At 65.9% G+C, this 24992-nt stretch carries 21 protein-coding genes; 11 read left to right on the top strand and 10 right to left on the bottom strand.

Features of this window, described 5'->3' with window-relative positions:
• Positions 1-259: 259 nt before the first annotated feature.
• From GOAMR_RS03020 to GOAMR_RS03030, 3 genes are all read right to left on the bottom strand, one after another.
• Positions 260-766 (bottom strand): flavin reductase family protein, encoded by a 507-nt coding sequence (locus GOAMR_RS03020; RefSeq protein ID WP_005182630.1) that lies wholly within the window; start codon positions 764-766, stop codon positions 260-262.
• Positions 767-803: 37 nt separating this feature from the next.
• Positions 804-1994 (bottom strand): acyl-CoA dehydrogenase family protein, encoded by a 1191-nt coding sequence (locus GOAMR_RS03025; RefSeq protein ID WP_005182631.1) that lies wholly within the window; start codon positions 1992-1994, stop codon positions 804-806.
• A gap of 218 nt (positions 1995-2212) precedes the next feature.
• Positions 2213-3076: an alpha/beta fold hydrolase gene (locus tag GOAMR_RS03030; protein WP_005182633.1), complete on the bottom strand. Its 864-nt coding sequence runs from the start codon at positions 3074-3076 to the stop codon at positions 2213-2215.
• A gap of 160 nt (positions 3077-3236) precedes the next feature.
• Here GOAMR_RS03030 and GOAMR_RS03035 point away from each other — a divergent pair, with 160 nt between their 5' ends.
• From GOAMR_RS03035 to GOAMR_RS03045, 3 genes are read left to right on the top strand one after another with little or no spacing between them, the layout of a single operon-like run.
• Positions 3237-3848: a cytochrome c oxidase subunit 3 gene (locus GOAMR_RS03035; RefSeq protein WP_005182634.1), complete on the top strand. Its 612-nt coding sequence runs from the start codon at positions 3237-3239 to the stop codon at positions 3846-3848.
• A gap of 13 nt (positions 3849-3861) precedes the next feature.
• On the top strand, positions 3862-4176 hold the full coding sequence (locus GOAMR_RS03040) for a cytochrome C oxidase subunit IV family protein (RefSeq protein WP_005182636.1): 315 nt from the start codon (positions 3862-3864) through the stop codon (positions 4174-4176).
• A gap of 31 nt (positions 4177-4207) precedes the next feature.
• Complete coding sequence (locus GOAMR_RS03045) at positions 4208-5809, top strand: FAD-dependent oxidoreductase (RefSeq protein ID WP_005182638.1); 1602 nt, start codon at positions 4208-4210, stop codon at positions 5807-5809.
• Between the two features lie 114 nt (positions 5810-5923).
• Here the strand turns inward: GOAMR_RS03045 and GOAMR_RS03050 are convergent, their stop codons facing one another.
• Positions 5924-6694 (bottom strand): hypothetical protein, encoded by a 771-nt coding sequence (locus GOAMR_RS03050; RefSeq protein ID WP_005182641.1) that lies wholly within the window; start codon positions 6692-6694, stop codon positions 5924-5926.
• Between the two features lie 209 nt (positions 6695-6903).
• On the opposite strand from GOAMR_RS03050, the gene GOAMR_RS03055 reads away from it, so the two are divergent.
• The 4 genes from GOAMR_RS03055 (at position 6904) to GOAMR_RS03070 (ending at position 12493) form a co-directional block, all read left to right on the top strand.
• Complete coding sequence (locus GOAMR_RS03055; protein WP_005182644.1) at positions 6904-7935, top strand: VOC family protein; 1032 nt, start codon at positions 6904-6906, stop codon at positions 7933-7935.
• A 75-nt stretch (positions 7936-8010) separates the two neighbouring features.
• Positions 8011-9300, top strand: a complete 1290-nt coding sequence (locus GOAMR_RS03060) for an NtaA/DmoA family FMN-dependent monooxygenase (RefSeq protein WP_244427240.1) — start codon at positions 8011-8013, stop codon at positions 9298-9300.
• Between the two features lie 5 nt (positions 9301-9305).
• The gene (locus GOAMR_RS03065; RefSeq protein ID WP_005182648.1) at positions 9306-11162 is read left to right on the top strand and encodes a flavin-containing monooxygenase; all 1857 of its coding nucleotides are present in this window, start codon (positions 9306-9308) and stop codon (positions 11160-11162) included.
• Between the two features lie 98 nt (positions 11163-11260).
• The gene (locus GOAMR_RS03070) at positions 11261-12493 is read left to right on the top strand and encodes an ABC transporter substrate-binding protein (RefSeq protein ID WP_005182649.1); all 1233 of its coding nucleotides are present in this window, start codon (positions 11261-11263) and stop codon (positions 12491-12493) included.
• Between the two features lie 95 nt (positions 12494-12588).
• Here GOAMR_RS03070 and GOAMR_RS03075 read toward each other — a convergent pair whose 3' ends face one another.
• The 6 genes from GOAMR_RS03075 to GOAMR_RS03100 all read right to left on the bottom strand — a co-directional run bounded on the left by GOAMR_RS03075 (position 12589) and on the right by GOAMR_RS03100 (position 19011).
• Complete coding sequence (locus GOAMR_RS03075) at positions 12589-13383, bottom strand: IclR family transcriptional regulator (RefSeq protein WP_005182651.1); 795 nt, start codon at positions 13381-13383, stop codon at positions 12589-12591.
• Between the two features lie 107 nt (positions 13384-13490).
• A complete protein-coding gene (locus tag GOAMR_RS03080) occupies positions 13491-14141 on the bottom strand; it encodes a 3,4-dihydroxy-2-butanone-4-phosphate synthase (RefSeq protein ID WP_005182654.1) in 651 nt (216 codons plus the stop codon).
• A 4-nt stretch (positions 14142-14145) separates the two neighbouring features.
• Complete coding sequence (locus GOAMR_RS03085) at positions 14146-14442, bottom strand: hypothetical protein (RefSeq protein WP_005182655.1); 297 nt, start codon at positions 14440-14442, stop codon at positions 14146-14148.
• 33 nt (positions 14443-14475) lie between these two features.
• Positions 14476-16875: a CaiB/BaiF CoA-transferase family protein gene (locus GOAMR_RS03090; RefSeq protein ID WP_005182656.1), complete on the bottom strand. Its 2400-nt coding sequence runs from the start codon at positions 16873-16875 to the stop codon at positions 14476-14478.
• Positions 16876-16922: 47 nt separating this feature from the next.
• Positions 16923-17930, bottom strand: coding sequence for an enoyl-CoA hydratase/isomerase family protein (locus GOAMR_RS03095; protein ID WP_005182658.1), 1008 nt, complete (start codon positions 17928-17930; stop codon positions 16923-16925).
• Between the two features lie 376 nt (positions 17931-18306).
• Entirely contained in the window at positions 18307-19011 is a 705-nt protein-coding gene (locus GOAMR_RS03100; protein ID WP_005182660.1) for a TetR/AcrR family transcriptional regulator, read from the bottom strand.
• A gap of 561 nt (positions 19012-19572) precedes the next feature.
• Here GOAMR_RS03100 and GOAMR_RS03105 point away from each other — a divergent pair.
• The 4 genes from GOAMR_RS03105 to GOAMR_RS03120 all read left to right on the top strand — a co-directional run bounded on the left by GOAMR_RS03105 (position 19573) and on the right by GOAMR_RS03120 (position 24954).
• Positions 19573-20439: an SDR family NAD(P)-dependent oxidoreductase gene (locus tag GOAMR_RS03105; protein WP_040514190.1), complete on the top strand. Its 867-nt coding sequence runs from the start codon at positions 19573-19575 to the stop codon at positions 20437-20439.
• A gap of 249 nt (positions 20440-20688) precedes the next feature.
• Positions 20689-21918 (top strand): cytochrome P450, encoded by a 1230-nt coding sequence (locus GOAMR_RS03110; RefSeq protein ID WP_040514191.1) that lies wholly within the window; start codon positions 20689-20691, stop codon positions 21916-21918.
• A 66-nt stretch (positions 21919-21984) separates the two neighbouring features.
• A complete protein-coding gene (locus GOAMR_RS03115; protein ID WP_005182665.1) occupies positions 21985-23694 on the top strand; it encodes an FAD-binding protein in 1710 nt (569 codons plus the stop codon).
• Positions 23695-23745: 51 nt separating this feature from the next.
• Positions 23746-24954 (top strand): cytochrome P450, encoded by a 1209-nt coding sequence (locus GOAMR_RS03120; RefSeq protein WP_040514192.1) that lies wholly within the window; start codon positions 23746-23748, stop codon positions 24952-24954.
• Positions 24955-24992 lie beyond the last annotated feature (38 nt).

Below are 24992 nucleotides of genomic sequence, written 5' to 3' on the forward strand. Positions count from 1 at the left end.
TGTCGGGTTGCTTGTGTGTCGGTTCGGCCTCGGGGATCAAGATGTCGGGTTGCTTGTGTGTCGGTTCGGCCTCGGGGATCAGAATGTCGGGTTGTTTGTGTGGCGCTTCGGTCTCAGGCGGCATGTTGTTTGCTGCACCTACGGCTGCGTTTCGGAACCATTCCTCTTGATCCCTGAGGGCGAGGCGACGAAGGAGCGAGCGTCACGAAGGGTCCGGTGAGGAAAGGCTCCCAACGTTATTCGTGGGGAGCCGTTACGGTCACGTGGTGGGGGAGTGTTCGCCGAAGGCTCCGCGGAAGAACAGGAGGGGGGATTTGGGGGAGGCGACGGTCAGTTCCCGGACGGCGCCGACGACCAGGTGGTGGTCGCCGAGTTCCACGGTCGTGTCGATGACGCAGTCCACCCACGCGACCACGCCGTCGAGCACCGGATTGCCGGTGACCGAACGTTCCCATCCGACACCGGCAAATCTGTCCACACCCTTCTTCGACATCTGCCGGCACACCGATTCCTGGTCGGCGGCAAGGGCATTGGCGCAGAAGCGGCCGGCCGCGAGAATCTTGGGAAGGGTCGATGAGCCCTTGTCGACGAGGAACGACACCAGCGGAGGTTCCAGCGACACCGAGGTGAACGAGCCCACCACCATGCCGACCGGGACATCCCCGTCGTCGATGGTGGTGACCGCGACAACGCTGGTGGGGAAGTGCCCGAACACATCCCGCAGGTAACGTCCCTCGAACTCCGGTGCGACAGTTGATTCGCTCATCGATCCCTTCCTTGCCTCGCGGAGAATGTGTGCGCCGTCAGACGACGACGATCATTCCCTGCGGCGTCTCCAGACCCATGTTGTGCAGCGAATTGGCGTGGTACACGGCACCGTCGGTGTGGATCATGTGCTGCAGACCCACGTGCGCGTCGCGCCAGTGCCGCTGCATCGGGCTGGACTTGCGGATCGCGCCGCCGCCGGAGCGGGCGAAGATCTCATCGAGTGCCGACACCGCGCGCCACGCGCACCGCACCTGGTTCCGGCGCTGGTTGGAGCGTTCCTGCAGCGTCGGTTCACCACCGGCGGCGATGGTGTCATGGATGCGGCTGATGCCCTCGATGAGCTGGACGCGTGCGGCCTCGATCTCGGAGGCGGCCTCGGCCGCGGCCCGCAGGATGTACGGGTCGTCCTTGGACAGCACACCTGTCGCCGACACCCGGCTCTGCTGGATCTCGTAGTGGTGGGCGAGCGCACCCTCGCAGATGCCGATGGTGGCGGCGGTGATACCGAGCGGGAACATCACACCGAACGACAACTTGTACAGCGCTTCGGGACGCCCGGACCGCTGCGCGGCGACCCCGTTGGAGATGTCGTCCTGGGTGACGGTGCGGTACTTGGGGACGACCGCCTTGTCGACGACGACGTCCTTGCTGCCGGTGCCGCACAGGCCCACGACATCCCACGAGTCGTCGATGAGCTGGTAGTCCTTGCGGGGGATCACCACGTGCATCACCTCGGGCGGCAGCACCGGCATGCTGGTGCCGGAGCCGTCGCCCTTGAGCGCTCCGAGGAAGTCCCACTTGCAATGATCGGAGCCGGACGAGAACGGCCAGCGGCCGCTGAGTGTGAAGTTGTCGTCATCAATAGGGTCGGCGACACCGTTGGGCATGTACGGGGAGGCCACCCAGGTGTCCGGGTCCTCCCCCCAGATCTCTTCCTGCAGTTTGCGATCCATCTGGGCCAGCTCCCACGGGTGCACACCCACCACGCCGGCCACCCAGCCGGCGGCGGGGTCGGCGGCGGCGATGGCCATGACGGCCTCGGCGAAGTCACGGGGCTGCGCGGCGTAGCCCCCGAAGTCGGTGGGCTGCAGCATCCGGATCACCCCGGTCTGCCGCAGCAGCTCGGCGGTGCGATCGCTCAGTTTGCCCAGGCGCTCGTTCTCCTCTGCGAGGGAGGCGAACTCGGCCCTCGCCTCCTCGATGCGCTTGTGTACTTCGTGTGCCATGTTTCGGGTACCTCCGACTTGTGTTCTGTGCCGGCGCGCTGCGGCCGACCCTGTGTTCTGTGTGACCGGCCCGGCGCGGCGGGCGGAACCGGTCTCCTTCCGGGGCGTGTGGCTTGTCCGGCGTGCGGTCCGGCGCGGACCTGGTGCGCGGTGTCGATCTTGTGTGCCACGGCGGCTTTCCTGTCCCGGCACTCCCAGTGAGCGGGAAAGTCTGTCGGTCAGTCTGTTCCGCGGGTGAGGAATTCAATGGCGATGCGCTCGAACTCCTTTTTGCGTTCGATCTGGATCCAGTGCCCGCAGTGGGAGAAGGTGTGCAGCTCGACGTTCGGCATCCACCGGTTGGCGAAATGCGCCTGGTCGTAGGGCAGCATCCGGTCCTCGCGGCCCCACAGCATCAGCGTCGGTGTGGTGACGCTGTCCGGGCGTGTCCACAGCGGTGTGTAGGCGGCCTGGAAGGCGGGATTGAGCAGGGCGCCGAAGACCGCGGCATTGCGGGCGAGCACACCGTCGGCGGTGGCATTGGCCATCCGCTCGTCGATCAGTTCGTCGGTGACCAGCGCCTGGTCGAACAGCATTGTTCGGACCCATTCGGTCATCCGCTCGCGGGTCGGGTCCTGCAGGAACGCGAACAGCTTCTGGAAGCCCTCGCTCGGTTCGGTCTGGAACAGGCTGCGCGAGAGCCCACCCGAACCCATGATCGCCATCCGCTCGACCCGGCCGGGCAGATTGGCGGCCATCTCCGCGGCCACCGCACCGCCCATCGAATTGCCGATGAACAGTGCCGACTCGATGCCGAGGTGATCCATCAGCCCGGCGATCCGGCGGGCCGCGTCCAGTGAATACACCTCCTTGAACTCGGGCAGCGAGCTGGCACCGAAACCCGGCAGGTCGGGCATGATCACCCGGAAGTGCTCGGCGAACACCGGCAGGTTGTGCCGGAAGTTGGACCACGCGCTCACGCCCGGGCCGGAGCCGTGCAGCATGATCAGCGGACGTCCCGAACCTGCTTCGTGGTAAAGGAATTCAACACCGTCGACGGTGGCGGCCTTCTTGGTCGATTCGTAGGTCAGTTCGTCGGTCACGCCTTCGCCCTTCTGAAGGATTCGGGGTTTCTCGCCCGCGCGGGGTCTCATCACGGGCGGTGAGGCCGAACCTAATCCGATGGGGTGAGCTGGACCGGATGCGGTCTCGCTCACCGGAAGATCGGTCCGCCGCGGGCGACGGGGTCGGCAGACTGTGCCGATGGTCAGCGATACCGCCACAGAGCAGGGCGACCGGCCTCCCGAGCAATCCGAAGTGCCGCATACGCCGGGCGAAACCGGCCTGTGGGTGTTCCTGCTCGGCGACATGGTGGTCTTCGTCGTCATGTTCGTCGCGTTCCTGTCCGAACGCGCCGTCGACGCGGACCTGTTCACCTCGTCACGTGAGTCGGTGAGCCTGGTCATCGCGCTGACCAACACGATGGTCCTGCTGGTCAGTTCGCTGGCGGTGGTGATCGCGCTCAATGCCGTGCGCGCCGGCCGGTTTTCACCGGCCGTGCGGGCGTTCGGGGTGGCACTCCTGTGCGCGGTCGCGTTCATCGGGTTCAAGGCCACCGAATACACGCATCTGGTGTCCGACGGGCACGGCCCCGACAGCAACGCCTATTTCATGTGGCTGTTCATCCTCACCGGGGTGCATCTGGCGCATGTGGTACTCGGTCTTGGAGTGCTGACCGCGCTTGTGCTGCGTGCCCGGCGCCGGGTGCCGGCGACGGGCACCGGCCGCATCGTCTATGAGGGCGGCGCCTGCTACTGGCACCTGGTGGACCTGCTGTGGATGATGCTGTTTCCGCTCGTCTATCTGGTGGCCTGATGGGGGAGTCCCGATGACCCACAACAACGCGCTGATATCGAAGAACATTCTGCCCCACAACAGGATTCGGGAGACGCTCCGGAACCGCTATGTGCGCACCTGGCTGGTCCTGGTGATCCTGGCGGTGGTGATCCCGGTGCTCAGTGGACAAGGCCACGGCGGGACGGTGCCCACGATCGCCGTGCTGGGTCTGTCGGCGTACAAGGCCCGCCTGGTGGGCCTGGACTTCATGGAACTGCGCACCGCCCCGCGGGAACTCCGGCTGATCTTCGAAATCTATTGCCTGGCCACCTGGCTCGTGCTGTCCGGGGCGTTCGTACTGCTGTGAAACCAACCGTCAACTACTGAGGAGGAAGTGAATGTCAGTGAGCGAAGAGAGTTTTGACGTCGTCGTCGTCGGATCCGGAGGTGGTGGCCTGATAGGTGCGTACACCGCCGCATCCCGCGGGCTGCGTACGCTGCTCATCGAGAAGACCGACAAGGTCGGCGGCACCACATCGTATTCGGGTGGGGGGTCCTGGTATCCGGGCAGCGCGCCACTGCTGCGTTCGGGTATCGGGGAATCCGATCTGGAGGCGGCACGTACCTACCTGCGTGCCGTGGTCGACGATGCCTCCCGTGAGGACCTGCAGGACGCCTACCTCGCCGCCGGTGCCCAGTTGATCGACGAACTGGAGAAGAACCCGGTGTTCGGACAGTTCGACACCGCGCCCGTGCCCGATTACTTCGGCACGGTCGAGGGTGCAACCCTGCACGGCCGCACCGTCTTTCCGGCGCCCGTCCCGGTTGCCGAGATCGGTGAGCACGCGGACATCGTGCGGCGTTCGATCTACACCGAGCGGTACGGGCATACCGAGGACGAGATCCTCATCGGTGGGCGCGCACTCATCGGCCGGGCGCTGAAGGCGTTCCTGGAGACCGGCAACGGCACGCTGAAGCTGAACACGGCGCTCACCGAGCTGGTGGTGGAGGACGGCCGCATCGTGGGCGTCGAGGCCACCACCGACGGACAGAGCGTGCGCTACCGCGCCGGACGCGGCGTCCTGCTGGCCACCGGCGGATTCGAGCACAACACCGAACTGCGGGCCAAGTACGACAACTACCCGCTCAAGGGCGACTGGTCCGATGCCGTCGGATCCAATGTGGGCGACGGGCATGTCGCCGGCATCGCGGTGGGCGCCGACACCGAGCTGATGGACGAGGCCTGGTACATCTCGGGAGTCGTCCAGCGCGACGGGCTGCCGCTGTTCAACGTGACCCGCGGCGGCATCTGGGTCAACGGGGCCGGACAGCGATTCACCAACGAGGCCGCACCGTACGACCAGGTGGGCCGCGCGATCCGCGCGGGTGACCGCACCACCGGTGTCTCGCACGCACCCACGCACTGGATCTTCGACCACAAGCAGCTGGCGCGTGACGGATTCGGTGGCAAGTCGCCCGATACCCCGGTCGACGAGGACTGGTTCACCTCCGGCACCATCAAACGCGCCGACACCCTGGAGGAACTGGCCGCGATCATCGGTGTGCCCGCCGACGCGCTCACCGAATCGGTGGCGAAGTTCAACGGTTTCGTCCCCGGTGGCGTCGACGAGCAGTTCCACCGCGGCGAGAGTGCCTGGGACCAGATGGTGTCGTTCATCGTCGGATACCCGGCGCTGCCGGAACAGGCGTTCGTCCAGCCCATCGAACCCGAGGGACCCAACTCGCTGCTGGTGAAGATCGACACCCCGCCGTACTACGCGGCGACGATCCTGCCGTCGGACATCGGTACCAAGGGTGGGCTCAAGACCGACACCAAGGCCCGCGTGCTGCGTGCCGACGGCACCGTCATCGACGGCCTGTACGCCACCGGCAATACGATGGCCGCCATGTCGGGCACCGTGTACCCGGGTGCCGGCACCCCGGTCGGCTCCACCCTGGCCTTCGCCTACCTCGCCGCCCGCGACATCGCCGGCGACTGACCGCTACGACGACAGGGGCGGCTCCCGATCGGGAGCCGCCCCTGTGCTGTGCGGTTCGTGCTGTCGTTTGGGAGCCCCGGCGACCTTTCGGCACCTGGCGCAACCACCTCAGACCTACACCAGCACGGGGAGCTGGTTTTCGGCGGCTTCCTTTTCCTCGGAGTCGACGGCCTTGAGCAGCAGCAGCGGGGTGGAGATCTTCCACACCGCGTACGCCAGGCAGGGCAGCCAGAAGGCGAACAGACCGTTCCAGGCCAGGGGGCCGTCCTTGAACACGTAGATGAACGCACCCGGGGCCAGGACCACTGCGAGCATGAAGTTGACGTAGGCGAACCAGCGCGGGAACACCGGCTCGGTGCGCTTGTCGATGAGGGTGGCCCAGCCCAGGCACACGCACTGCAGGCAGAAGATGAAGGCGAAACCGACGTACGAGAAGTAGAACAGGTCGGTCATCAATTGCAGGATCTCCGGGGAGCGTTCCTCGACCCGGTACGCGGCGGCCGACAGGATGAACATCGGGTAGAAGAATCCGATCGGGGCCACCACACCCATCAGCACCTGATTCATGGTGAGCACGCCCCAGCCGCGTTCGATGCGGCGCATCTGCCAACTCGTGGTGACCACGAAGAAGTATTCGAGCGGGATGACGAACGAGCAGATCACCGTGGTCCACAGGATGCCGGCGCGATTGTCGATCATCCATTCCTTGACGTGATCGGCGCTCGATTGCGGATCGAGCGGCGGCTGCACCTTGGACAGCATGAAGAAGCAGCCGCCCTGCACGGCCATGACCAGGAAGCCCGACCACGCCGAGAAACGCTGGAACTTATACAGATACGACTTGTCGACCGCGAATTTGGGCGGCGACATCTCTTGGATGCTCACGGCACGGATCTCCTTTGCTCAATTCCCGAACGCCGGCCGCCGCGCGAGTGCGCGGTGACCTTGTGCCCCACAGTGTGGTGGTGAAGGTCCACACCCGCGGGTACCTTCCCGGTGACTGAGATCACTGCTTATGCAACATATTCGGCCAAACCTATGGTCATCGCCATACATCGGACACCTGTTCGTCGAAAGTGTGAGGAGATCTGACCATGGCAGTTGAATTGCCCCCATACCGTCCTCAGCTCGCCCAATGTGGCGCGATCGCGCTGGGCACACCCCAGCTGGAGGTCTCGCTGAAGTTCTTCCGTGACATCCTCGGCATGGAGGAGGTCGAGCGCGTCGGCGACACCGTCTACCTGCGTGGATATCAGGAGATGAAGCACCATTCGCTGGTGCTGTTCCAGAACGACACCGCCACCGTCGACTCCTACAGCTTCCGGGTGTCCCGGCCCGAGGACGTGGAACTGTTCTACAACCAGCTTCTCGCCGATGAGGTGGAAGTGGTGGAATTGCCGACGGGCCACCAGGCAGGGCGCGGCACCGCCATCCGGTTCGTGGTTCCGCACGCCGGCCACACCTTCGAGCTGTACTACGACATCGACGCACCGGAGGCCCCCGAGGAGATCCGGTCGCGGCTGCTCAGCAATTCCTCCCGCCGCCGTGGACTCGGGGTGCGCAGGCTCGACCACTACAACATCCAGGCCGGCTTCGAGAACGTGGGCAAAGCCGAACAGTGGCTGCAGAATTCGCTCGGCTTCAAACGCCGCGAGTACGTGCACCTGCCTGACCACCCGGACATGCTGATCGCGTCGTGGTCGGCGGTCACCTCCCAGGTGCACGATCTGGCGATCGCGATGAGCATGAACAATCAGGACAATCAGCTGCACCACGTCGCTTTCAATCTGGAGAATCACAGCGACCTGCTGGTGGCGGCCGACACCCTGCGTGACCTGGATGTGCATTTCAACTGCGGTCCCGGCAAGCACGGAATCGGGCAGGCGATGTACCTGTACCTGCGTGAACCCGGTTCCGGCCACCGCATCGAGCTGTACTCGGGCGGCTATCACATCTTCGATCCCGACTGGAAGGCGCTCGGCTGGGAGCCGACCAACCAGGACGGTATGACCTGGTTCGGTCAGGAACTCGACGTCACCCAGGACGGCGAGATGGCCACCTCCACCGAGTCGGTGTCGTCGCTGACATCGCTGATCGGTCAAAAGGATCCGGCCCCGGTGGCCTGACACCTCATCACCTCGAAGCCAACTACTCGCCACACGCAAGCAGGGAATCGGATGTCAGAACAACGGTATTTGCATTTGAATCTCGTCGGGAACGAGATCAACAGTCATCAGGGCGCGCCGGCCTACGAGCGCGACCACGGCGGCGGACCGGACCGGCAGAACGCCTATCTGCCGATCTCGGAGATGGGCAAGCTCGCAGAGGAAGGCTACTTCACGGCCATGTTCCTCGGCGACATCGCGGGCACCGCCGGCTCGCCCGCCCCCGACGGGGGTCCGCCCGAACCGATCACGGCGTTCGCGGCGCTCGCCCGCGAAACCTCGTACCTGGGCCTGATCGCGACGGCGTCGTGCTCGTTCTACGATCCGTACAATCTGGCCCGGCTGCTGGCATCGATCGACCAGATCTCCGACGGCAGAGCTGGATTCAACGCTGTCACCAGCGTGAGCGACGAGTGGGCGCAGAACTACAGCATGGAGGCGCACCTGGACCGGATCACCCGGTACAAGCGGGCCGACGAGTTCCTCGACATTCTGACCGCGCTGTGGGAGAAACGTGAGATCCGGATCGACGCCGACCAGATCACCCGCTTCTACTCCGAACAGATCAATCACCGCGGCGAGCACTTCCAGGTGCTCGGGCCGCTGAATGTGGCGCCGAGCCCGCAGGGCCGACCGCTCATCGCGCAGGCAGGCGGTTCCGGACCGGGAATCGCCGTGGCCGCCAAGCACGCCGAGATGGTGTTCACCAACGCCACCACCCGGCAGCAGGCCGCCGACTACCGAGCCGAACTCGACGCGGCCTTGGTCGCCCGGGGCCGCGCCGCGGGCAGCGTTCCCGCCATCCCCGGCCTGGTCCCGTACCTGGGCAAGACCCGCGCCGACGCCGAGGACCTGTTGCACGCCCTCGACGAGAACGTGCCGTACGAGTTGTACGCCCCGTTCGCGCTGGTCCAGTTCGGGCTGGAGTTCACCTTCGACAGCATCAACGATCCGTTCCCGGTCGATCAGATCCCGCACCCGGAGACGGTGAAGGACACCATCAAGAGCACCTACGGCAACTATCTGGGCCTGTACAACTGGATCACCGAGAATCCGGGCGTCACGGTGCGGGACGTCACCGCGCAGTCGCTGGCCCGTGGTGGCGCCCAGCACCGCAAGTTCGTCGGTTCCTATGACGAGTTCGTCGACGATCTGGCGTCCTGGCATGCCGACGGTCAGGTAGGCGGCTTCAACCTGATGTTCCCGACCAGTGTGATCGGCGTGAAAGATTTTGTCGCGGAAGTTGTTCCGCGCCTCATCGATCGGGGCATCTATCGTGGAAAGCCGGACACCCGGCCGCTACGGGAACGTTTCGCGGGGGAGTGAGCACTGTGACCGTGGAGCTCCGAGATCCCGGACCTCAGCCGGACACCTACGATCCGGACTGGGTGCACGCCAAGTACGCCTTCGAGCGGGCCAAACGCCTGCGCCGTGACGGTCTCGACCAGTTCGTCGAGGTCACCGCGGAGTTCTCGCACTACGCCGACGACCTGTACACCGAACGCACCGAACGTGACCCGGTCGACGACGAGGTGCAGGTGCTGGTGATCGGCGCCGGCCTGGGCAGCCTGATCGCCGCGGTCCGGCTGCGTGAGGCCGGATTCGATGACATCCGGATGGTGGACAAGGCCGGCGATGTGGGCGGTACCTGGTACTGGAACAGGTATCCGGGCGCGCAGTGCGATGTCGAGGCGTATGTGTACATGCCGCTGCTCGAGGAACTCGACTACATCCCCGAACGCAAGTACGCATTCGGTCCCGAGATCCGCAAGCACTGCGTGCGTATCGCCGAAAAGTATGACCTGTACCGTAATTCGCTGTTCCAGACCGCGGTCACCGGGATGGAATGGGACGACGACGCGGGCAAGTGGACGGTCACCACGGACCGGGGCGACACCATTACCGCGACCGTCGTCGTGGTGTCGCCCGGTCCGCTGAGCCGCCCGAAACTGCCAGGCATTCCCGGGATCAACGAGTTCACCGGGCACACCTTCCACACGAGCCGCTGGGACTACGGCTACACCGGTGGTGGCGAGGAGAACTGGGAGCTGACCGGCCTGGCCGACAAGACGGTCGGCATCGTCGGCACCGGGGCGACTGCGCTGCAGTGTGTTCCGCACACGGGGCGGTTCGCTGAGCAACTCTACGTGTTCCAGCGCACCCCGGCCGCGGTGGACGTGCGCGGTGATCATCCGACCGACCCCGGGTTCGCGGCAGGACTCAAGCCGGGCTGGCAGAAGGAACGGATCGAGAACTTCACCCACTGGACCTCGGGTGCCGGTGCCGAGGTGGACCTGGTCTCGGACGGGTGGACCAAGGTGTCCAACGACCTCACCACCCCTGCCGTGCTGCGGGAGATGGCCCGGCGCACCGAGCCGATGACGATGGAGGATATCGGCGAATTTCTCTACGAAGAGGACTTCAAGTCGATGGAGGCCGTGCGCGCACACATCGCCGACGTCGTCGACGATCCGGAGACCGCCAAGGCCCTCACCCCCTGGTACAAGCGGATGTGCAAGCGGCTCAGCTTCCACGACTCGTACCTGCAGACGTTCAACCGGGACAACGTCACTCTCGTCGACACCGACGGCCGGGGCATCGAACGGCTCACCACCGACGGCGTGGTGGTCGGCGGCACCGAGTACAAGGTGGATGCGCTGATCTTCGCCACCGGCTTCGAGGTCGGCACGAACTACACCAAGCGCGCCGGGTTCGATATCGTCGGCCGGAACGGGATCAGGCTCAGCGACAAGTGGGCCAAGGGGCCGCGCACGCTGCACGGCCTGCAGACCCACGACTTTCCCAACTGCTTCTTCCTGGGCTACACCCAGTCGGGTATCGCCCCCAACTACGTGCACACCGCGGAGGAACGCGCCGGACATCTGGCCTACCTCCTGGGCCGGTGGCGTGAGCTGGGCGGTGGCGTGATCGAGGCCGACCAGGATGCCGAGGAACAGTGGTGCACGGCGATGGCCGACAGCACCGTGGTGGGCAAGCAGTTCTTCCTCGACTGCACACCCAGCTATCTCGATTCCGAGGGCGACAACGACAACCCCGACAGCCTGCTGGTCGCCGGCTACGGCGGCGGGCCGATCGCGTTCTTCGACATCCTCCGGCAGTGGCGTGAGGCGGGGGACATGGCGGGGGTCTCGGTCAGCGGCGGAGCCCCGGCGGCGCCGGGACGCTGAGCACACCGGTATCGGGGTGCCGATCCCGGCAAAACCCGGGGGGAAACAATGGACAACTCTGAATCACAGGGCTTTTCGAGAAAAGGACGCGGCAGCAGATGAGAGTGAAGAGTGTGCGGGCAGCGGTGGCCACCGCGGCGGTCGCGGTGGTGGCCACCGCGGGGCTGGCCGGCTGCGGCAGCGACGACGACGATTCGGCAGGGTCGTCGTCGGTGGCGGTGACCGCGCCGGAGGGTTCGTTCCCCGGCAAGGCGGCAACCGGGGCGCCGGTGAAGATCGGCCTGATCAACCCTGAAGGCGGACCGGCGATTTCGATGCCGGAGAACCGCGAGGCCGCCGAGGCCGCGACCAAGTACGCCAACGAGAATCTCGGCGGCATCGGCGGGCGGCCCATCGAGCTGGTGGTCTGCAAGAACAAGGAAGACACCGCCTCGGCCCGCGAATGCGCCAACCACATGGTCGAGTCCAAGGTGAGCGCGGTGGTGGTCACGGCCACCTCGATGAGCACGGTGATGGCGCCGATCATCACCAAGGCCGGGATCCCGTACACCGCGGTGGCCGGAGCCGGCGCGGAGATCATGTCGGACAACGCTTTCATCTGGTCGGGTGCCTCGGGCGCCTACCAGTACATGGCCAAGTACTCGGCCAAGGAGAACCTCAAGAGCGTCACCGCCTACGCGATCGACGTACCGGCGAGCATGACCGGACTTCAGGTGGTGGCGACGCCCGCCTTCAAGGCCGCGGGCATCGACTTCAAGGTCGTCCGCATCCCGGCCGGAACCCCCGAGGTGACCCCCCAGGTCAGTGCCGGCCTGACCGACAAGACCGACGGTGTGATCGTCATCGGTAACACCTCGATGTGCACGGCGGTGTTCAAGTCGCTGGCCACGCTGGGCGCCGACGTCAAGAAGATGACCCCGCAGTCGTGCGCCGACGCGCAGGTGTACAAGTCGGTGGGCGACTCCCTCGACGGGACCCGCGTGTTCACCACCGCCGACACCCGCTCCGATGATCCGGAGAGCCAGTTGTTCCGGGCTGTGATGACCAAGTACTCCCCGAACACCGACCCGCACGGATATGCGGTGGCCGGATATCAGGGTGTGCTCGGACTGGTTCGGGCCACGGAGTCGCTCGACGGCTCCGACACCTCGCCTGCCGCGTTCATCAAGGCGATCAAGACCGCCAAGGATGTGAAACTCCCTGCCGCGCATGGACTTACCTTCACCTGTAATTCGACCGCACAACCGCAGTTCAAGGCGGTCTGCGGCAAGGGCATGATCGTCGTCTCGCTGAAGAAGGGCGAGGCAACCGATCTGGAAGTCGTCCAGTAGCCGGTGCATACAAGAACGCGGCCGAGGAGAGATCCTCGGCCGCGTTCTTTAGGTCCTACCGATATGCGGTTGTGTTCAGGAGGAGCGGGATGCGATCACCAGGTCGCGGGGCCGGCGGCGAGTGCGTCGGAGATGGTGCGGGCCGCATGCAGTACCAGCGGTGCCAGGGGTTCGAGCGGGGCGTCGGCGCGGACGGCCACGGACAGGGCGCCCACGGGGCCGTCGTCGGTCCGGATGGCAGCACCCACGCAGGCGAGTCCGGGGATGAGCTGACCGCGTTCGACGGCGAGCCCGTTACGCGAACGGATGCGCGCGAGCTCGCGGTGCAGTCCGTCGACATCGTCGATGACCGGTGCCGAACCGGTACTGCGGGTGGCGTTCATGATCTGGTTGTCGACGTACTCGGGGGCCATGCCCGCCATGATGGCCTTGCCGGCCGCTGTGCGGTGGGCGGGGGCCCGGCCGCCGACGCGGGAACTGAGTCGCGCTCCGGGACGGCCGCCGAACATGTCGAGGTAGTAGATCTCGGTGCCCGCGAGGGTCACCAGGTGGGTGCACGCCCCCGTGCGGTAGGTGAGTGCTTGCAGGACACCCGAAGCAGCCGAACGCAATTCGTGCTGAGCCAGCTCCCGGCCGCCGAGGGTCAGGGCCCGGCTGCCGAGACTGTAGTGCGTCTTGGCATGGATCAGCCAGCGGCACTGCACCAACTGGTCGAGGATGCGGTGCGCGGTCGAGCGGGGCAGACCCGTATGCCGGGTGACCTCGTCGAGCGTCAGTCGCGCCAGGGGCTTGTCGAATGCCTCCATGATCAGGGTCATGCGCTCCACCATCGACAGCGGCAGGTTGCCGCGGGTGTCGACGTCGGAGTCCTTCTCCAGCAATGCGGTCATAGCGTTCCGTCCATAAGGGTCAGGGCCGGGAGCCGAAGGCGTTCGGGGCCAGGGGGTCAGGGGGCAGGGGAAAGGGTCTGTGCGGACCAGCGGTAGGGGCCGGGCGGTCAATACCGGCTGTGGGCCGGCACCTGCCGATGCACGATCGGGATGTTGTGGCGTGCGGCGAAGGCCGCCGCGTCGTCGAGGTCGGGGAGTCCGGTGCCGCCGGGGGTGACGAGCGCGGCCAGCACCGCGGCGACCGAACCCGCGTGTTCGGCGAGTTCGAGTGCGGCAGCGGCGGAATCACCGCAATGCCGTCCCGCCGCCACCCGGACCGGGAGTACATGTCCGGGACGGGTGAAATCAGCGGGTGTGGCATCACTCGCACCGAGCAGGCGGATGGTGCGGGCACGATCGGCGGCGGAGATACCCGTACCGATCCCGGCTGCCGCATCCACACCGATGCATTGCTGCGAGGCCATCCGGTCGGCGGACGGCGCGATCGGTGGCAGCCGGAGCTGATCACACCGGCTGTCCCGGAGAGCTACCTCCAGGAACCCCGACGAGTGCCGGATGAGGACCGCGGCCTGGTGGGTGGTCAGTCTGTCGGCGGCGCCGACGAGGTCGAAAGGTCCTGCGGGATCGTCGTACATCAGCACGAAGCCACCCCGTCGGAGCGCCGCGACGGCCTCGGTGAGCGTGTCCGCACGCGATGATCCGGGACGCATCGGGCGAACGAGCCGGCCGTCGAGATCGGGGTCGATGATGGCGGTCATGGCGTCAGTCCGAAGCCGGCAGCGGGGTGGACGATTTGGCGGCCAGCGGCACACCGCTCACTGCGAGCTGACCGTCACCCGCTGTGGTGCACAGCAATTCGACGGCACCGTCGTCGGTGACGTAACGCTTGCCGAGCTGGGTGGTGCCTGCCTTCGGCGGAGTGCCCGGTGCGGCGGGAGCGGTTTCGGACATGGCCGAACCGTCGCATGTGAGGTCCAGATCTTCTGCGCCCCAGCGCACCACGATCACCGAGGTGGTGTCGACGGTGCTGTAGAGCCGCTTTCCTGCGGTGGGTTTCATGGCGGTCCTCCCGATGTGATGTGAAAGTGCCTGTCAGAAGGCGAGCTTGGTACCGATGATCTTGTTCTGCTCCAGCACCTCGATGTCGGCGGCGGACAGGCCGAGACCGGTGAGGATCTCGGTGTTGTGCTCGCCGAGCAGCGGGGCCGAGCGCATGGTGGGGCCTTCGGGGGTGCCGGAGAAGCGCACCGGCAGGGTGGTGTGTGAGGCGGTGCCGTTCACCGGGTGGGTTACCTGGGCGAAGAATCCGCGTGCCTGGAGCTGTTCGAGGCCGGCCTGCCGGTGCGGCTGGATCACCTTGGCGACCGGGACACCGGCCTCCCACAGGGCGGCCACGATGTCGTCGTCGGAACGCTCCCGGCACCACGCGCCGAGTCGCTCGTCGACCTGGTCGTGGGCGGCGCGCCGTCCGGCGGCGGTATCCAGCGCCGGGTCGGTGGCCCACTCGGGGGAGCCGATGGCCGTGCGCAGGGCCGCCCACTGGTCGTCGGTCTCGACGGCGATGGCGACCCAGTTGTCGTCGCGGCCGAACTCGTCCAGGCCCGAGGTCTGATACAGATTCTGCGGTGCCGCGACGGGGCCCCGGTTGCCCTGCCGGTTCAGCAGAGCGCCGTAGGCCGAGTATTCGATGAACTGCTCGGCGGCCACATTGAGCGCCGCGTCCACCATGCTGGCCTCCACCAGGGTGCCCTCGCCGGTGCTGTCGCGGTGGGCCAGGGCGATGAGGAGGCCGTTGAGTGCGTGGATGCCGGCGTTCGGGTCGCCGATCGTGTACGGCTCCACCGGGTTCTGATCGGGATGACCGGTCAGCCAGGTCAGGCCGGAGGCGTCCTCGATGACGTAGGCGAAGGCGGCCTTGTCGCGCCACGGCCCGTCGAGACCGAAACCGGGCATCCGCACCATGATGATGTCGTCTCGCAGCGCCTTGACCGATTCGTAGTCGAGGCCGATCTGGTCGAGCACGCGCGGGGTGTAGTTCTCCACCAGCACGTCGCAGGTCTTGATCAGCTCACGCAGCAGTTCCTGGCCGCGTTCGGTCTGGAAGTTGAGGGTGATGCTCTTCTTGTTGGTGTTCAGGCCCGAGAAGATCGGCGACTTCTCCCACCACAGTTCGTCGGTCATCGGGACGCCGGCGATCATCCGGGTGCCGTCCGGACGCGACGTCGATTCGAGGTGGATGACCTCGGCGCCGAGGGTGGCGAGGATGTGGCTGCAGGAGGGGCCCGCCCAGAACGCGGTCATGTCGAGCACCCGCATCCCCTCGAACGGCAGCCCGATGGATTCGCCGGTGTACTTGGCGGCTTTGGCTTCTCGTTTCTCGGTGAGGATCGCTGTGTGTTCGCCGAGGCGGGGCGCGGCCTCCGGCCGGGGCAGGTCGAACGCGCTCATCGTGTACGGCCGGTCGGGCTGGCTGAATCCCGCGGTCGGGTTCTTGACGAAGGTGCCGCGTTCGCCGAAGTGAGCCATGTCGGTGGCGTTCGCGCCGTTGACCACCGGCGAGTTGGGAATCCGGAAGGCGGTGGCCTGCTCGGCGACATCCTCGACGGTGCGCTCGGCGATCCACTCGTAGATCTGCGGTGCGAGCTCACCGGCACGGGCGGTGATCGCCAGCGGCGCATCGGGATCCACCCATTCGGGGTGGCCGACGAGCACGCAGAGATCCGACCATTGCTGCGCGGTGGCCGCACCGAGAGCCACCATGCCGTCGGCGGCCTGGGCGACACCGGGCACGAAGATCGACCGTTCGGACCGGAACGGCCGTTCCCGCAGCTCCAGGAAGGTGACGGGGTGGTAAGTCAGGCCGGCGACGGCGGTCTCGAGCTTGGACAGGTCCACGATCTGTCCCCGGCCGGTGGACGCGGCTGAGCGGAGGGCGGCGAGGGTGGCCGCGGAAGCGTACGCACCGCCGAACCATTCGCCGATCTGGCCGCCGATGTGGATCGGTGCCCGGTCGGGGGCGCCACGGCCGAGACCGACCACACCGCCGGACCATGCCTGCACGGTGAATTCGGTTGCCGCACGGTCACTCCACGGACCTTCGAGGCCGAACGGGGTGATCGTGGTGACCACCAGGTGCGGGTGGGCGGCCAGCAGCGCCGCGGGCGTCAGGGACTCGACCGCCGCGAACGGGGATTCCCGCGACCAGATCACCGCGTCCGCGGAGTGCAGCAGTGCGGTGAGCCGGTCGGCCTCGTCGACGCCGATCACGGCGCTCTTCTTGGATGAGGAGAGGTAGGAGAACAACGCCCCGTCGGTGCCCGCGTCGATGGAGGCGCCCGATGCGGACCAGGTGCGCAGCGAATCACCGTCCGGTGATTCGATTTTCACGACCTCGGCGCCGCCGTCGGCGAGGATCTTGGTGCAGTAGGCGCCCGCGATGCCCGCGGACAGGTCGACGATGAGGTACTGGTGAAGCGGGGCCGGTGCGGGCATTCGGGGGCCTTCCGTAACTGACGGTCTGAGATCGGGGAACGGCGCGTTTACTCGGCGCGCCGGCGAGCGGACTTGCTGAGCCGGAAGTCAGGCGGAAAACCCTCGTCGAAATCCTTGACCGCGTTGTTGATTCCGGCCGACAGGGTGTCCTCGTCGAGGGTGAGTTCCTGCGCGTCGGGCTTGGCGTGGTTGCCGATGGTCTCGAACAGTGCGGTGAGCATGCTGCCCATGTATTCGCCCTGGTTCTGTTTCATCAGCTCGAAGAAGATCTTCTGCATGAAGATGGTGTCGGCGGGGCGGTTGCGTGCGCACGCCAGCGCGTACTTGTCCACCTCGGCCTCGAGCTGGTCGCGGGAGACCACCTTGTTGGCGAAGCCGCAGTCGTACATCTCCTGCGCGGTGAACGGGCGCCCGGTGAAGACCATCTCCTGGAATCTGCGGATGCCCATCGTCTGCGCCCAGGTCCACATACGCGGGCCGAAACCGATGTACCGGAACGCCGGATGCCCGAAAAGCGTGTCGTCCGAGGAGATCACGAGGTCGGCGTCGGCGGCCTGATAGAAGTGCCAGCCGTAGCAGTAGCCCTTGGCCTCGACGATGGAGATCTTCTTGAACTCCTGCAGGCTCCGGCAACCGGCGGCCGCGTTGGCATACCAGTTGGTGATGGCGGCGCCATGCCGGAACGAGCCCAGCGGCGGGAAGTTGACGGCGGAGTCGTCGTCGACCCGCAGCTCGCGCAGCCAGCCACTGGCCGTCGGATCCATCGACATGGCCATCGCCTCGGGGATATCGGCCCCCGAGCCGAGATTGGAACCGACACCGCGGATGACCACGACCTTCACATCGTCGTCGATCTCGGCGCGGTGCAGCAGGTCCGCGTACCGCAGCCGGGCGTCGGCCGTGGGGGCGTTGAGATGATCGGGCCGGTTGAAAGTGATGGTGGCGATCTTTGTCGCCGGATCCTTCGAATACAGAATAATTTCTTCGGCGCTGGACGGTTCGTACGTTGTGCCGTTTGTGCCGGTTGCGTCCTTGGTGCCGGAAATGTCGGTCATGTACTCGCTCAGATCCCTTGATATCGGTCGCGGAATGAGTCGGAATGTCCGAATCGTTCGCGAGCAGGTGGCGCGGAATGGTTTACGGAAACTATTCGACGAAAATGCCGGAAACGGTGGAAGGGCGGAACGGCCCGGGGGCCGGCAGTCCGGCCGGTGGTCGTCGTTACCTGTGGTTGGGAAGGTTGGTATGCATGGCCCGTGGGGCCCGGTCAAGGTCGTTCGGTGTCGATCACCGGTGACCTATGTCCCAAGTGAACCGCATCACACGGTGAAAGTCAATCAAGTGCTTGATTTAACTGTGTGTGGATCCGAAAAACGCCTCTGACCTGCGGTGATCCGCAGGCCAGAGGCGGTGTGAGGGGATTCGAGGTGACTACACAGGTGTGACAGGCGCGGTCCAGACGCCCACCAGCATGTCGACGAGGCCGGTGGCCATCTCTGACCAGGACGCCCGGATCGTCGGCTCGCCGTTGGCGATCGCACGCTCGCGCTGAGCGCACATCTGGATGATCAGGAACATCGAGCAGTCGACGCGTTCGGGCTGAACCTGCACGGGCAGGAACGGCAGGCACTTGAGCAGTCCGTCCATCGATGCGCGCAACGACGGCGACTGCGCGAAGGACGACTCCATCAGGATGTCGCGGAGCTCGGGATCGGTCATCATCTGGGTGCCGACCCGGGCGAACCAGGTGGGGGTGCCGATCTCGTCGAAACGGTCGGTGATGGGGCGGACCTGGCAGTCGAGCCAGTCGCGCACGTTGAGAGAGCCGGCGATCTGCGCGAGCATGGCCTCACGGGCGGGTTCGACGCTGTTGTGGAACCGCGAGACCATCGCCTCGATGAGGTCGGCCCGGCTGCCGAAGTGGTAGCCGACGGCTGCGGTATTGCCCTGACCAGCGGCTTCGGCGATCTGCCGGTTGGATACGGCGTAGATGCCGTGCTCGGCGAAGAGGCGTTCGGCGGTGTCGAGGATCAGTTCCCGCGTCGCTTCCTTCTTGCTGCTGCGACGCGTGGCGGGCCTGGCGGTACCGCCGGTTCCGGTGGGGGTGTCCTGGGAGTCGCGCAGGTTGCTCGTCATGCTCGGTGACCCTGCCTCTCTCGTGTGGGGCCGGTCGCCGATGCGGGGCTCGCGGGCGGGCGGCCGCGGCCGGTGACCGTACCTTGCGTCATTGAAGAAAGTTTACTGGGCCGGCCCTGGTCTGGGTGTCGATGGCTCAGGTGAAGGAACTCCGGCCGGCGCTGTGTGGTCACGGTTGCGGCGCTTCATCCTTGCTTGATGGTGCTGATCACGGCTCGATCAAGCGTACGCAGCGGGTGGACGTTCGGTCCGGCCGGTCTGCGGTGGTGGTGCCTCAGCGTACAAGTTCAATCAATCGCTTGACAAATTATCGCCTGGTTGCGAGTCTGCTAGTCGTGGATGAGACGTACACCACACCATGAACTGATCGTGAGTGAGTACACCTTCCGCGTCCGGGTGGGAACCGGCGTGCCCGCCGTCAACACGGATGGACCTGCCTCGTCCGGGAGCGGTGGCCCCGGGCTGTTGCGTCGCAGAATCACCCGAACTCCGGATCAATGGTGAACATCGGTGACTCATCGATATTTCTCGTGCCATATCGACTTTCGAAGGGTGGCCACAATGGCCGAAGAATTGTCAGGAAAAATCGCAGTAGTCACAGGTGCGGCTTCCGGGCTCGGCGAAGGAATTGCCGAGAAGTTTGCCGCAGAAGGGGCGAAGGTGACGGTCGCCGACATTGATGAGGCCGGTGGAGCCGCGCTGGCCGAACGACTGGGGGATGCCGCCGAGTTCGTCCGTGTCGACGTCTCCGATCCCGCCGCGATCGCCGCGCTGATCGATCACGTCGTAGCCGCCCACGGGCGCATCGACATCATGGTCAACAACGCGGGTGTCTCGGGCACCATGCACCAGAACTTCCTCGACGACGACCTGGCCGACTTCCATCGCATCGTGGACACCAACCTGCTGGGGACGATGGCCGGAACCCAGGCCGCGGCGCGGCACATGGCCGAGACCGGCGGCGGCTCGATCGTCAACATCTCCTCGATCGGCGGCATCCAGGCCGGCGGCGCCGTGATGACCTACCGGGCGTCGAAGGCCGCCATCATCCACTTCTCCAAGTCGGTGGCCATCGAGCTGGCCGAGCAGAACATCAGGGTCAACACCATCGCACCCGGCAACATCCCCACCCCGATCCTGGCCGCGTCGGCCGCCAAGATGGGTGCCGATGTCGACGCGTTCCTCACGATGGTGCGGGCCGTGATGGCGTCCAACCGGCCGTTGGCCCGCGAGGGGACCGCGCAGGACGTGGCAAACGCCGCGCTGTTCTTCGCCTCCGATCGGTCCGCATACGTGACCGGCACCCTGCTCCCGGTGGACGGCGGCACCGTCGCCGGACCGCCCAACAAACTGAAGGCGGGCGCTGATTCGCGGCCCGACTCCGGTGACTCGCGGCTCGTGGGCGCCTCGGCGTCACAAAAGTCCTGACGACGCCGGGCCGGCGCCTACTCCGGCGCCGGCCCGATCTGCTGTTGACCGATGAGTGGGACCGGCGATCGCAGATCGGCCGGAAGGGTCCATAGCATCTGGACACCAGACCCGGTATCTGCTTCAACTGCTTTCGAAAAGAGTCCGGACAGAACACCGGAACGATGTGGCCGCAAGACATTTCGTGCGACCGCCCTGCGCGCGACCACACCCGACAGCCCCATGAATCAAGGATCGAGGATGCTCCGCATGACCGAGACCGCCACAGAAGTCCAGAACGACACCCCGTACTTCCCGATGGACCGGGACATGCGGTGTCCGTTCGCGCCACCGGAGGGCACCCGCCTGCTGCGGGAGAAGAACCCGGTGAGCCAGGTGGAGATCTGGGACGGCTCCACGCCGTGGCTGATCACCGGTCTGGCCGAACTCAAATCGCTGCTCAAGGACTCCCGGATCAGTGTCGACGAGTCCAGGGAGGGCTTTCCGCACTGGAACGAGGGCATGAAGGCCAATGTCGCCATGCGCCCCAAGTCGGTGTTCAACAGTGATGGCAAGGAGCACTCGCACTTCCGCCGGATGATGACCAAGGCGTTCACCCCCAAGCGGGTCAACGCGCTGCGGCCGTTCCTGCAGGAGACCACCGACAAGCTGATCGCCGACATGCTGGCCGGTCCCAAGCCCGCCGATCTGGTGACATCACTGGCGCTGCCGCTGCCGTCGATCGTCATCTCGCAGATGCTGGGTATCGGGTACGAGCATCACGACTTCTTCCAGGAGAACGCGGTCAAGAGCGTCGACCGCTACGCCACACCCGAACAGAACATGGAGGCCTTCGCGGCCATGTTCATGTTCATGTACGAGCTGGTGGAAAAGAAGATGGCCGAACCCACCGACGATGTGATCAGCGACTTCGCGATCCGCGCCCGCGACGGCGAGATCGACGCCGCCGAGGCCGCACAGATGGGCCTGGGACTGCTCATCGCCGGCCACGAGACCAGCGCCAACATGATCTCCCTCGGTGTGCTCGCGCTGCTGCAGAACCCCGATCAACTCGCGATCATCAAGGACACCGACGACGAGGACGTGATCGCCAACGCCGTCGAGGAACTGATGCGCTACCTGGGAATTATCCACAACGGGCAGCGCCGCATCGCCGTCGAGGACATCGAGATCTCCGGCCAGACCATCAAGGCCGGCGACGGGGTGATCGTCGAACTGGCCTCCTCCAACTGGGACCCTCGCGCCTTCGAGAACCCTCAGACCCTGGATCTACGACGTAATGTGGTGCAGCACACCGGGTTCGGTTTCGGTCCGCATCAGTGTATCGGCATGATGCTGGCTCGTGCCGAGCTGCAGATCGTTTTCAAGTCGATTTTCCGGCACGCCCCCGACCTCGCCGTGGCATGCGCACCCGACGAGATCGAGTACAAGTCCGACCGGCTCGCCTACGGCGTGTACGCGCTGCCGGTCACCTGGTAGCCGGCCGGATCATCGCTCACCGCTGAGCTTTTCAGTCAAGCAACGACTCAACGAACGAGGATCGCAATGCCCGAATGGGACCACGTCACGGACTTCCTGGTGATCGGATCGGGCGGTGGGCTGGTGGGCGCGCTGCGTGCCGCCGCCCTCGGCCTCGATGTGGTGGTCGCCGAGAAGTCCGACATGATCGGTGGCTCGACCGGTATGTCGGGCGGCATCATCTGGCTACCGGACAACCCGCTGATGAAACGGGAGGGTGTCCCGGATTCGCTCGACGACGCCCGCGCCTACTTCGACTCGGTGGTGGGCAAGGCCGACGAATGCTCGCCGGCGTCGTCGCAGGCGCGGCGGGAGACCTACGTGACGGCGGGCAACGACATGTTCACCTTTCTCGAGTCCGAGGGGGTGGAGTTCCTGCGCTGCGAGGGCTATAGCGACTACTACTCCGGCGCACGCGGGGTTGTCGGCGGACACGCGCGGTCCCGGTCGGTCGAGGCCGTGGCCTTCGACACCCGGGAGCTGGGGGAGCAGGCCACGCTGCTGCGGCCGCCGGTGGCCGGGAACCTCACCATGTACACCTATGAGGCCGGATATGTCTCCAATCTCCGCACCCGCGTGGGGATGTCGGTGATGGCTCGGGTGATGCGGCGTACCGTCGGCGGCCGGCTGCGGGGCAAGAAGCTGGTCACCAACGGTGCCGCGCTCATCGCCCATCTGCTCAAGGCGCTCGGTAGGCGGGGGGTTCCCGTGTGGACCAAGACCTCGCTCGAAGAACTCGTGGTCACCGACGGCCGAGTGGTGGGGGCGGTTCTCATCAAGGGCGGCAAGCCGATCCGGGTTCAGGCACGCGGTGGTGTGCTCCTGGCCGCCGGCGGATTCTCCCGTAATCAGCAGATGCGCGACGAGTTCTCGGCGGATCAGCCCGGCCGGGTGGAGTGGACCTCCGCCAATCCCGGTGACACCGGCGAGGTGCTGAGGCTGGCGATGGGTCTCGGAGCCGCCACTGACATGATGGACGAGGGCTGGTGGATGCCGTCCTGGCTCCTCGCCGACGGTACCCCGTCGATGACGCTGTCCGAGCGCTGCAAACCGCACTCGATCATCGTCGACGCACACGGGAATCGGTTTTTCAACGAGGCGATCGCCTATCAGGAGGCCGGTCAGCTCATGTTCGCGCATGAGAAGAAGGCCGGTGGTGCGCTGCCGTCGTGGCTGATCATCGACTCCCGGCATCGTTCGAACTACACCTTCGCGACCGCCTCACCGGGGATCACCCCGCGCAAGTGGATCGCCGACGGGGTGATGAAGAAGGCCGCCACCCTCGACGACCTGGCCCGGCAGTGCGGAATCGACCCGGTAGCGCTCGCCCGCACCGTCGAACGGTTCAACGGCTTCGCCGAAACCGGTGTGGACGAGGACTTCTACCGCGGCGAAGGTGACCACGAACGCTACCAGGGCGATGTCACCCACCAGCCCAACGCCTGCCTCGGCCCGATCTCCAAGGCGCCTTTCTATGCCGTCGCCATGTACCCCGGCGACATCGGCACCAACGGCGGACTGCTGTGCGACGAGGCGGGCCGGGTCCTGAACACCGACGGTGCGGTGATCGACGGCCTGTACGCCGCCGGCAACTGCACGGCATCGGTGATGGGCCGCAAGTACCTCGGCGCCGGGGCGACGATCGGCCCGTCGGTGATCTTCTCCTACGTGGCCGCCGCCGACGCGGCCCGGCAGGCGACCGCAGCCGGGGAACCGGCGACCGAGACCCGACAGTAAACGGCAACAAGCACTTTCCCGCCAGCAACAGCCCATGTGAGAGGCCATCCCGTGACCAGTACCGCAAGTCAGAGCATTGCGAACCCCGTGAAGTACGACCCCTACGATCTGGTGCTGAATGCCGACCCGTATCCGGCGTTCTCCGCGATCCGCGAGGAGCAGCCGCTCTATTACAATGCCGATCACGACTTCTACGCGCTGAGCCGGTACGCCGATGTCAATGCGGCGCTGGTCGACTTCAAGACGTTCAGCTCCGCCCGCGGCGCCATCATCGAACTGATCAAGGCCAACATCCCGATCCCTCCCGGCGTGGTGATCTTCGAGGATCCGCCGATCCACGACATCCACCGGAAACTGTTGTCGCGCATGTTCACCCCCAAGAAGGTGCTGGGCCTGGAAGACCAGATCCGGGAGTACTGCGCCGCCTGCCTCGACCCGCTGGTGGGTACCGGCAATTTCGACTTCGTCAAGGACCTCGGTTCGCAGATGCCGATGAAGGTGATCGGCATGCTCCTGGGCATCCCCGAGGAAGATCAGAGCATCATCCGCGACTTCGCCAACGACCAGATGCGCACCGAGGACGGCAAGCCGATGAAGGCCGCCGAGGAGGGCATGACCACCGCCGACAACTTCGAGGCGTACATCGACTGGCGGGCCGAGCACCCGTCCGATGACATCATGACCGAACTGCTCAACGTCGAGTTCAAGGACGAGGAAGGGGTGGTCCGCCGGCTGCGCCGCGAGGAACTGCTCACCTACCTGAACGTGGTGGCCGGTGCGGGTGCGGAAACCACCACCAGGCTGATCGGCTGGGCCGGAAAGGTCTTGGCCGAGCATCCGGACCAGCGCCGCGAACTGGCACAGGACCCGTCGCTGATCCCCAACGCGATCGAGGAACTCCTGCGTTTCGAGCCGCCCGCGCCGCATGTCGCCCGCTACGTGACCCGCGACGTCGAGTACTACGGGCAGACCGTTCCCGAGGGCAGCGTGATGCTGCTGCTGCTCGCCGCGGCCAACCGCGACTCACGCGAGTTCCCGGACGGCGATTCGTTCGACATCCACCGGAACATCAAGGCACACCTCACCTTCAGCGCGGGCCGTCACCTGTGCCTGGGGATGGCGCTGGCCCGGCTCGAAGGCCGGATCGCGCTGGAGGAGATTCTCAAGCGGTTCCCCGAATGGGAGGTGGACCTGGCGAACGCGGCGCTGTCGCCGACGTCCACGGTCCGCGGCTGGGACACCTTGCCGGCCACGTTCTGACGGCAATTCTCGAACAACGACATCTGACAATCACATCG

This window comes from Gordonia amarae NBRC 15530 (assembly GCF_000241345.1).
GTDB lineage: Bacteria > Actinomycetota > Actinomycetes > Mycobacteriales > Mycobacteriaceae > Gordonia > Gordonia amarae.

What these genes read in the sequence shown, in the direction of transcription:
- GOAMR_RS03020 (WP_005182630.1), bottom strand. Translation starts at nt 766, where the DNA reads ATGAGCGAATCAACTGTCGCACCGGAGTTCGAGGGACGTTACCTGCGG.
- GOAMR_RS03025 (WP_005182631.1), bottom strand. Translation starts at nt 1,994, where the DNA reads ATGGCACACGAAGTACACAAGCGCATCGAGGAGGCGAGGGCCGAGTTC.
- GOAMR_RS03035 (WP_005182634.1), top strand. Translation starts at nt 3,237, where the DNA reads ATGGTCAGCGATACCGCCACAGAGCAGGGCGACCGGCCTCCCGAGCAA.
- GOAMR_RS03040 (WP_005182636.1), top strand. Translation starts at nt 3,862, where the DNA reads ATGACCCACAACAACGCGCTGATATCGAAGAACATTCTGCCCCACAAC.
- GOAMR_RS03045 (WP_005182638.1), top strand. Translation starts at nt 4,208, where the DNA reads ATGTCAGTGAGCGAAGAGAGTTTTGACGTCGTCGTCGTCGGATCCGGA.
- GOAMR_RS03055 (WP_005182644.1), top strand. Translation starts at nt 6,904, where the DNA reads ATGGCAGTTGAATTGCCCCCATACCGTCCTCAGCTCGCCCAATGTGGC.
- GOAMR_RS03070 (WP_005182649.1), top strand. Translation starts at nt 11,261, where the DNA reads ATGAGAGTGAAGAGTGTGCGGGCAGCGGTGGCCACCGCGGCGGTCGCG.
- GOAMR_RS03075 (WP_005182651.1), bottom strand. Translation starts at nt 13,383, where the DNA reads ATGACCGCATTGCTGGAGAAGGACTCCGACGTCGACACCCGCGGCAAC.
- GOAMR_RS03080 (WP_005182654.1), bottom strand. Translation starts at nt 14,141, where the DNA reads ATGACCGCCATCATCGACCCCGATCTCGACGGCCGGCTCGTTCGCCCG.
- GOAMR_RS03085 (WP_005182655.1), bottom strand. Translation starts at nt 14,442, where the DNA reads ATGAAACCCACCGCAGGAAAGCGGCTCTACAGCACCGTCGACACCACC.
- GOAMR_RS03090 (WP_005182656.1), bottom strand. Translation starts at nt 16,875, where the DNA reads ATGCCCGCACCGGCCCCGCTTCACCAGTACCTCATCGTCGACCTGTCC.
- GOAMR_RS03095 (WP_005182658.1), bottom strand. Translation starts at nt 17,930, where the DNA reads ATGACCGACATTTCCGGCACCAAGGACGCAACCGGCACAAACGGCACA.
- GOAMR_RS03100 (WP_005182660.1), bottom strand. Translation starts at nt 19,011, where the DNA reads ATGACGAGCAACCTGCGCGACTCCCAGGACACCCCCACCGGAACCGGC.
- GOAMR_RS03105 (WP_040514190.1), top strand. Translation starts at nt 19,573, where the DNA reads ATGGCCGAAGAATTGTCAGGAAAAATCGCAGTAGTCACAGGTGCGGCT.
- GOAMR_RS03110 (WP_040514191.1), top strand. Translation starts at nt 20,689, where the DNA reads ATGACCGAGACCGCCACAGAAGTCCAGAACGACACCCCGTACTTCCCG.
- GOAMR_RS03115 (WP_005182665.1), top strand. Translation starts at nt 21,985, where the DNA reads ATGCCCGAATGGGACCACGTCACGGACTTCCTGGTGATCGGATCGGGC.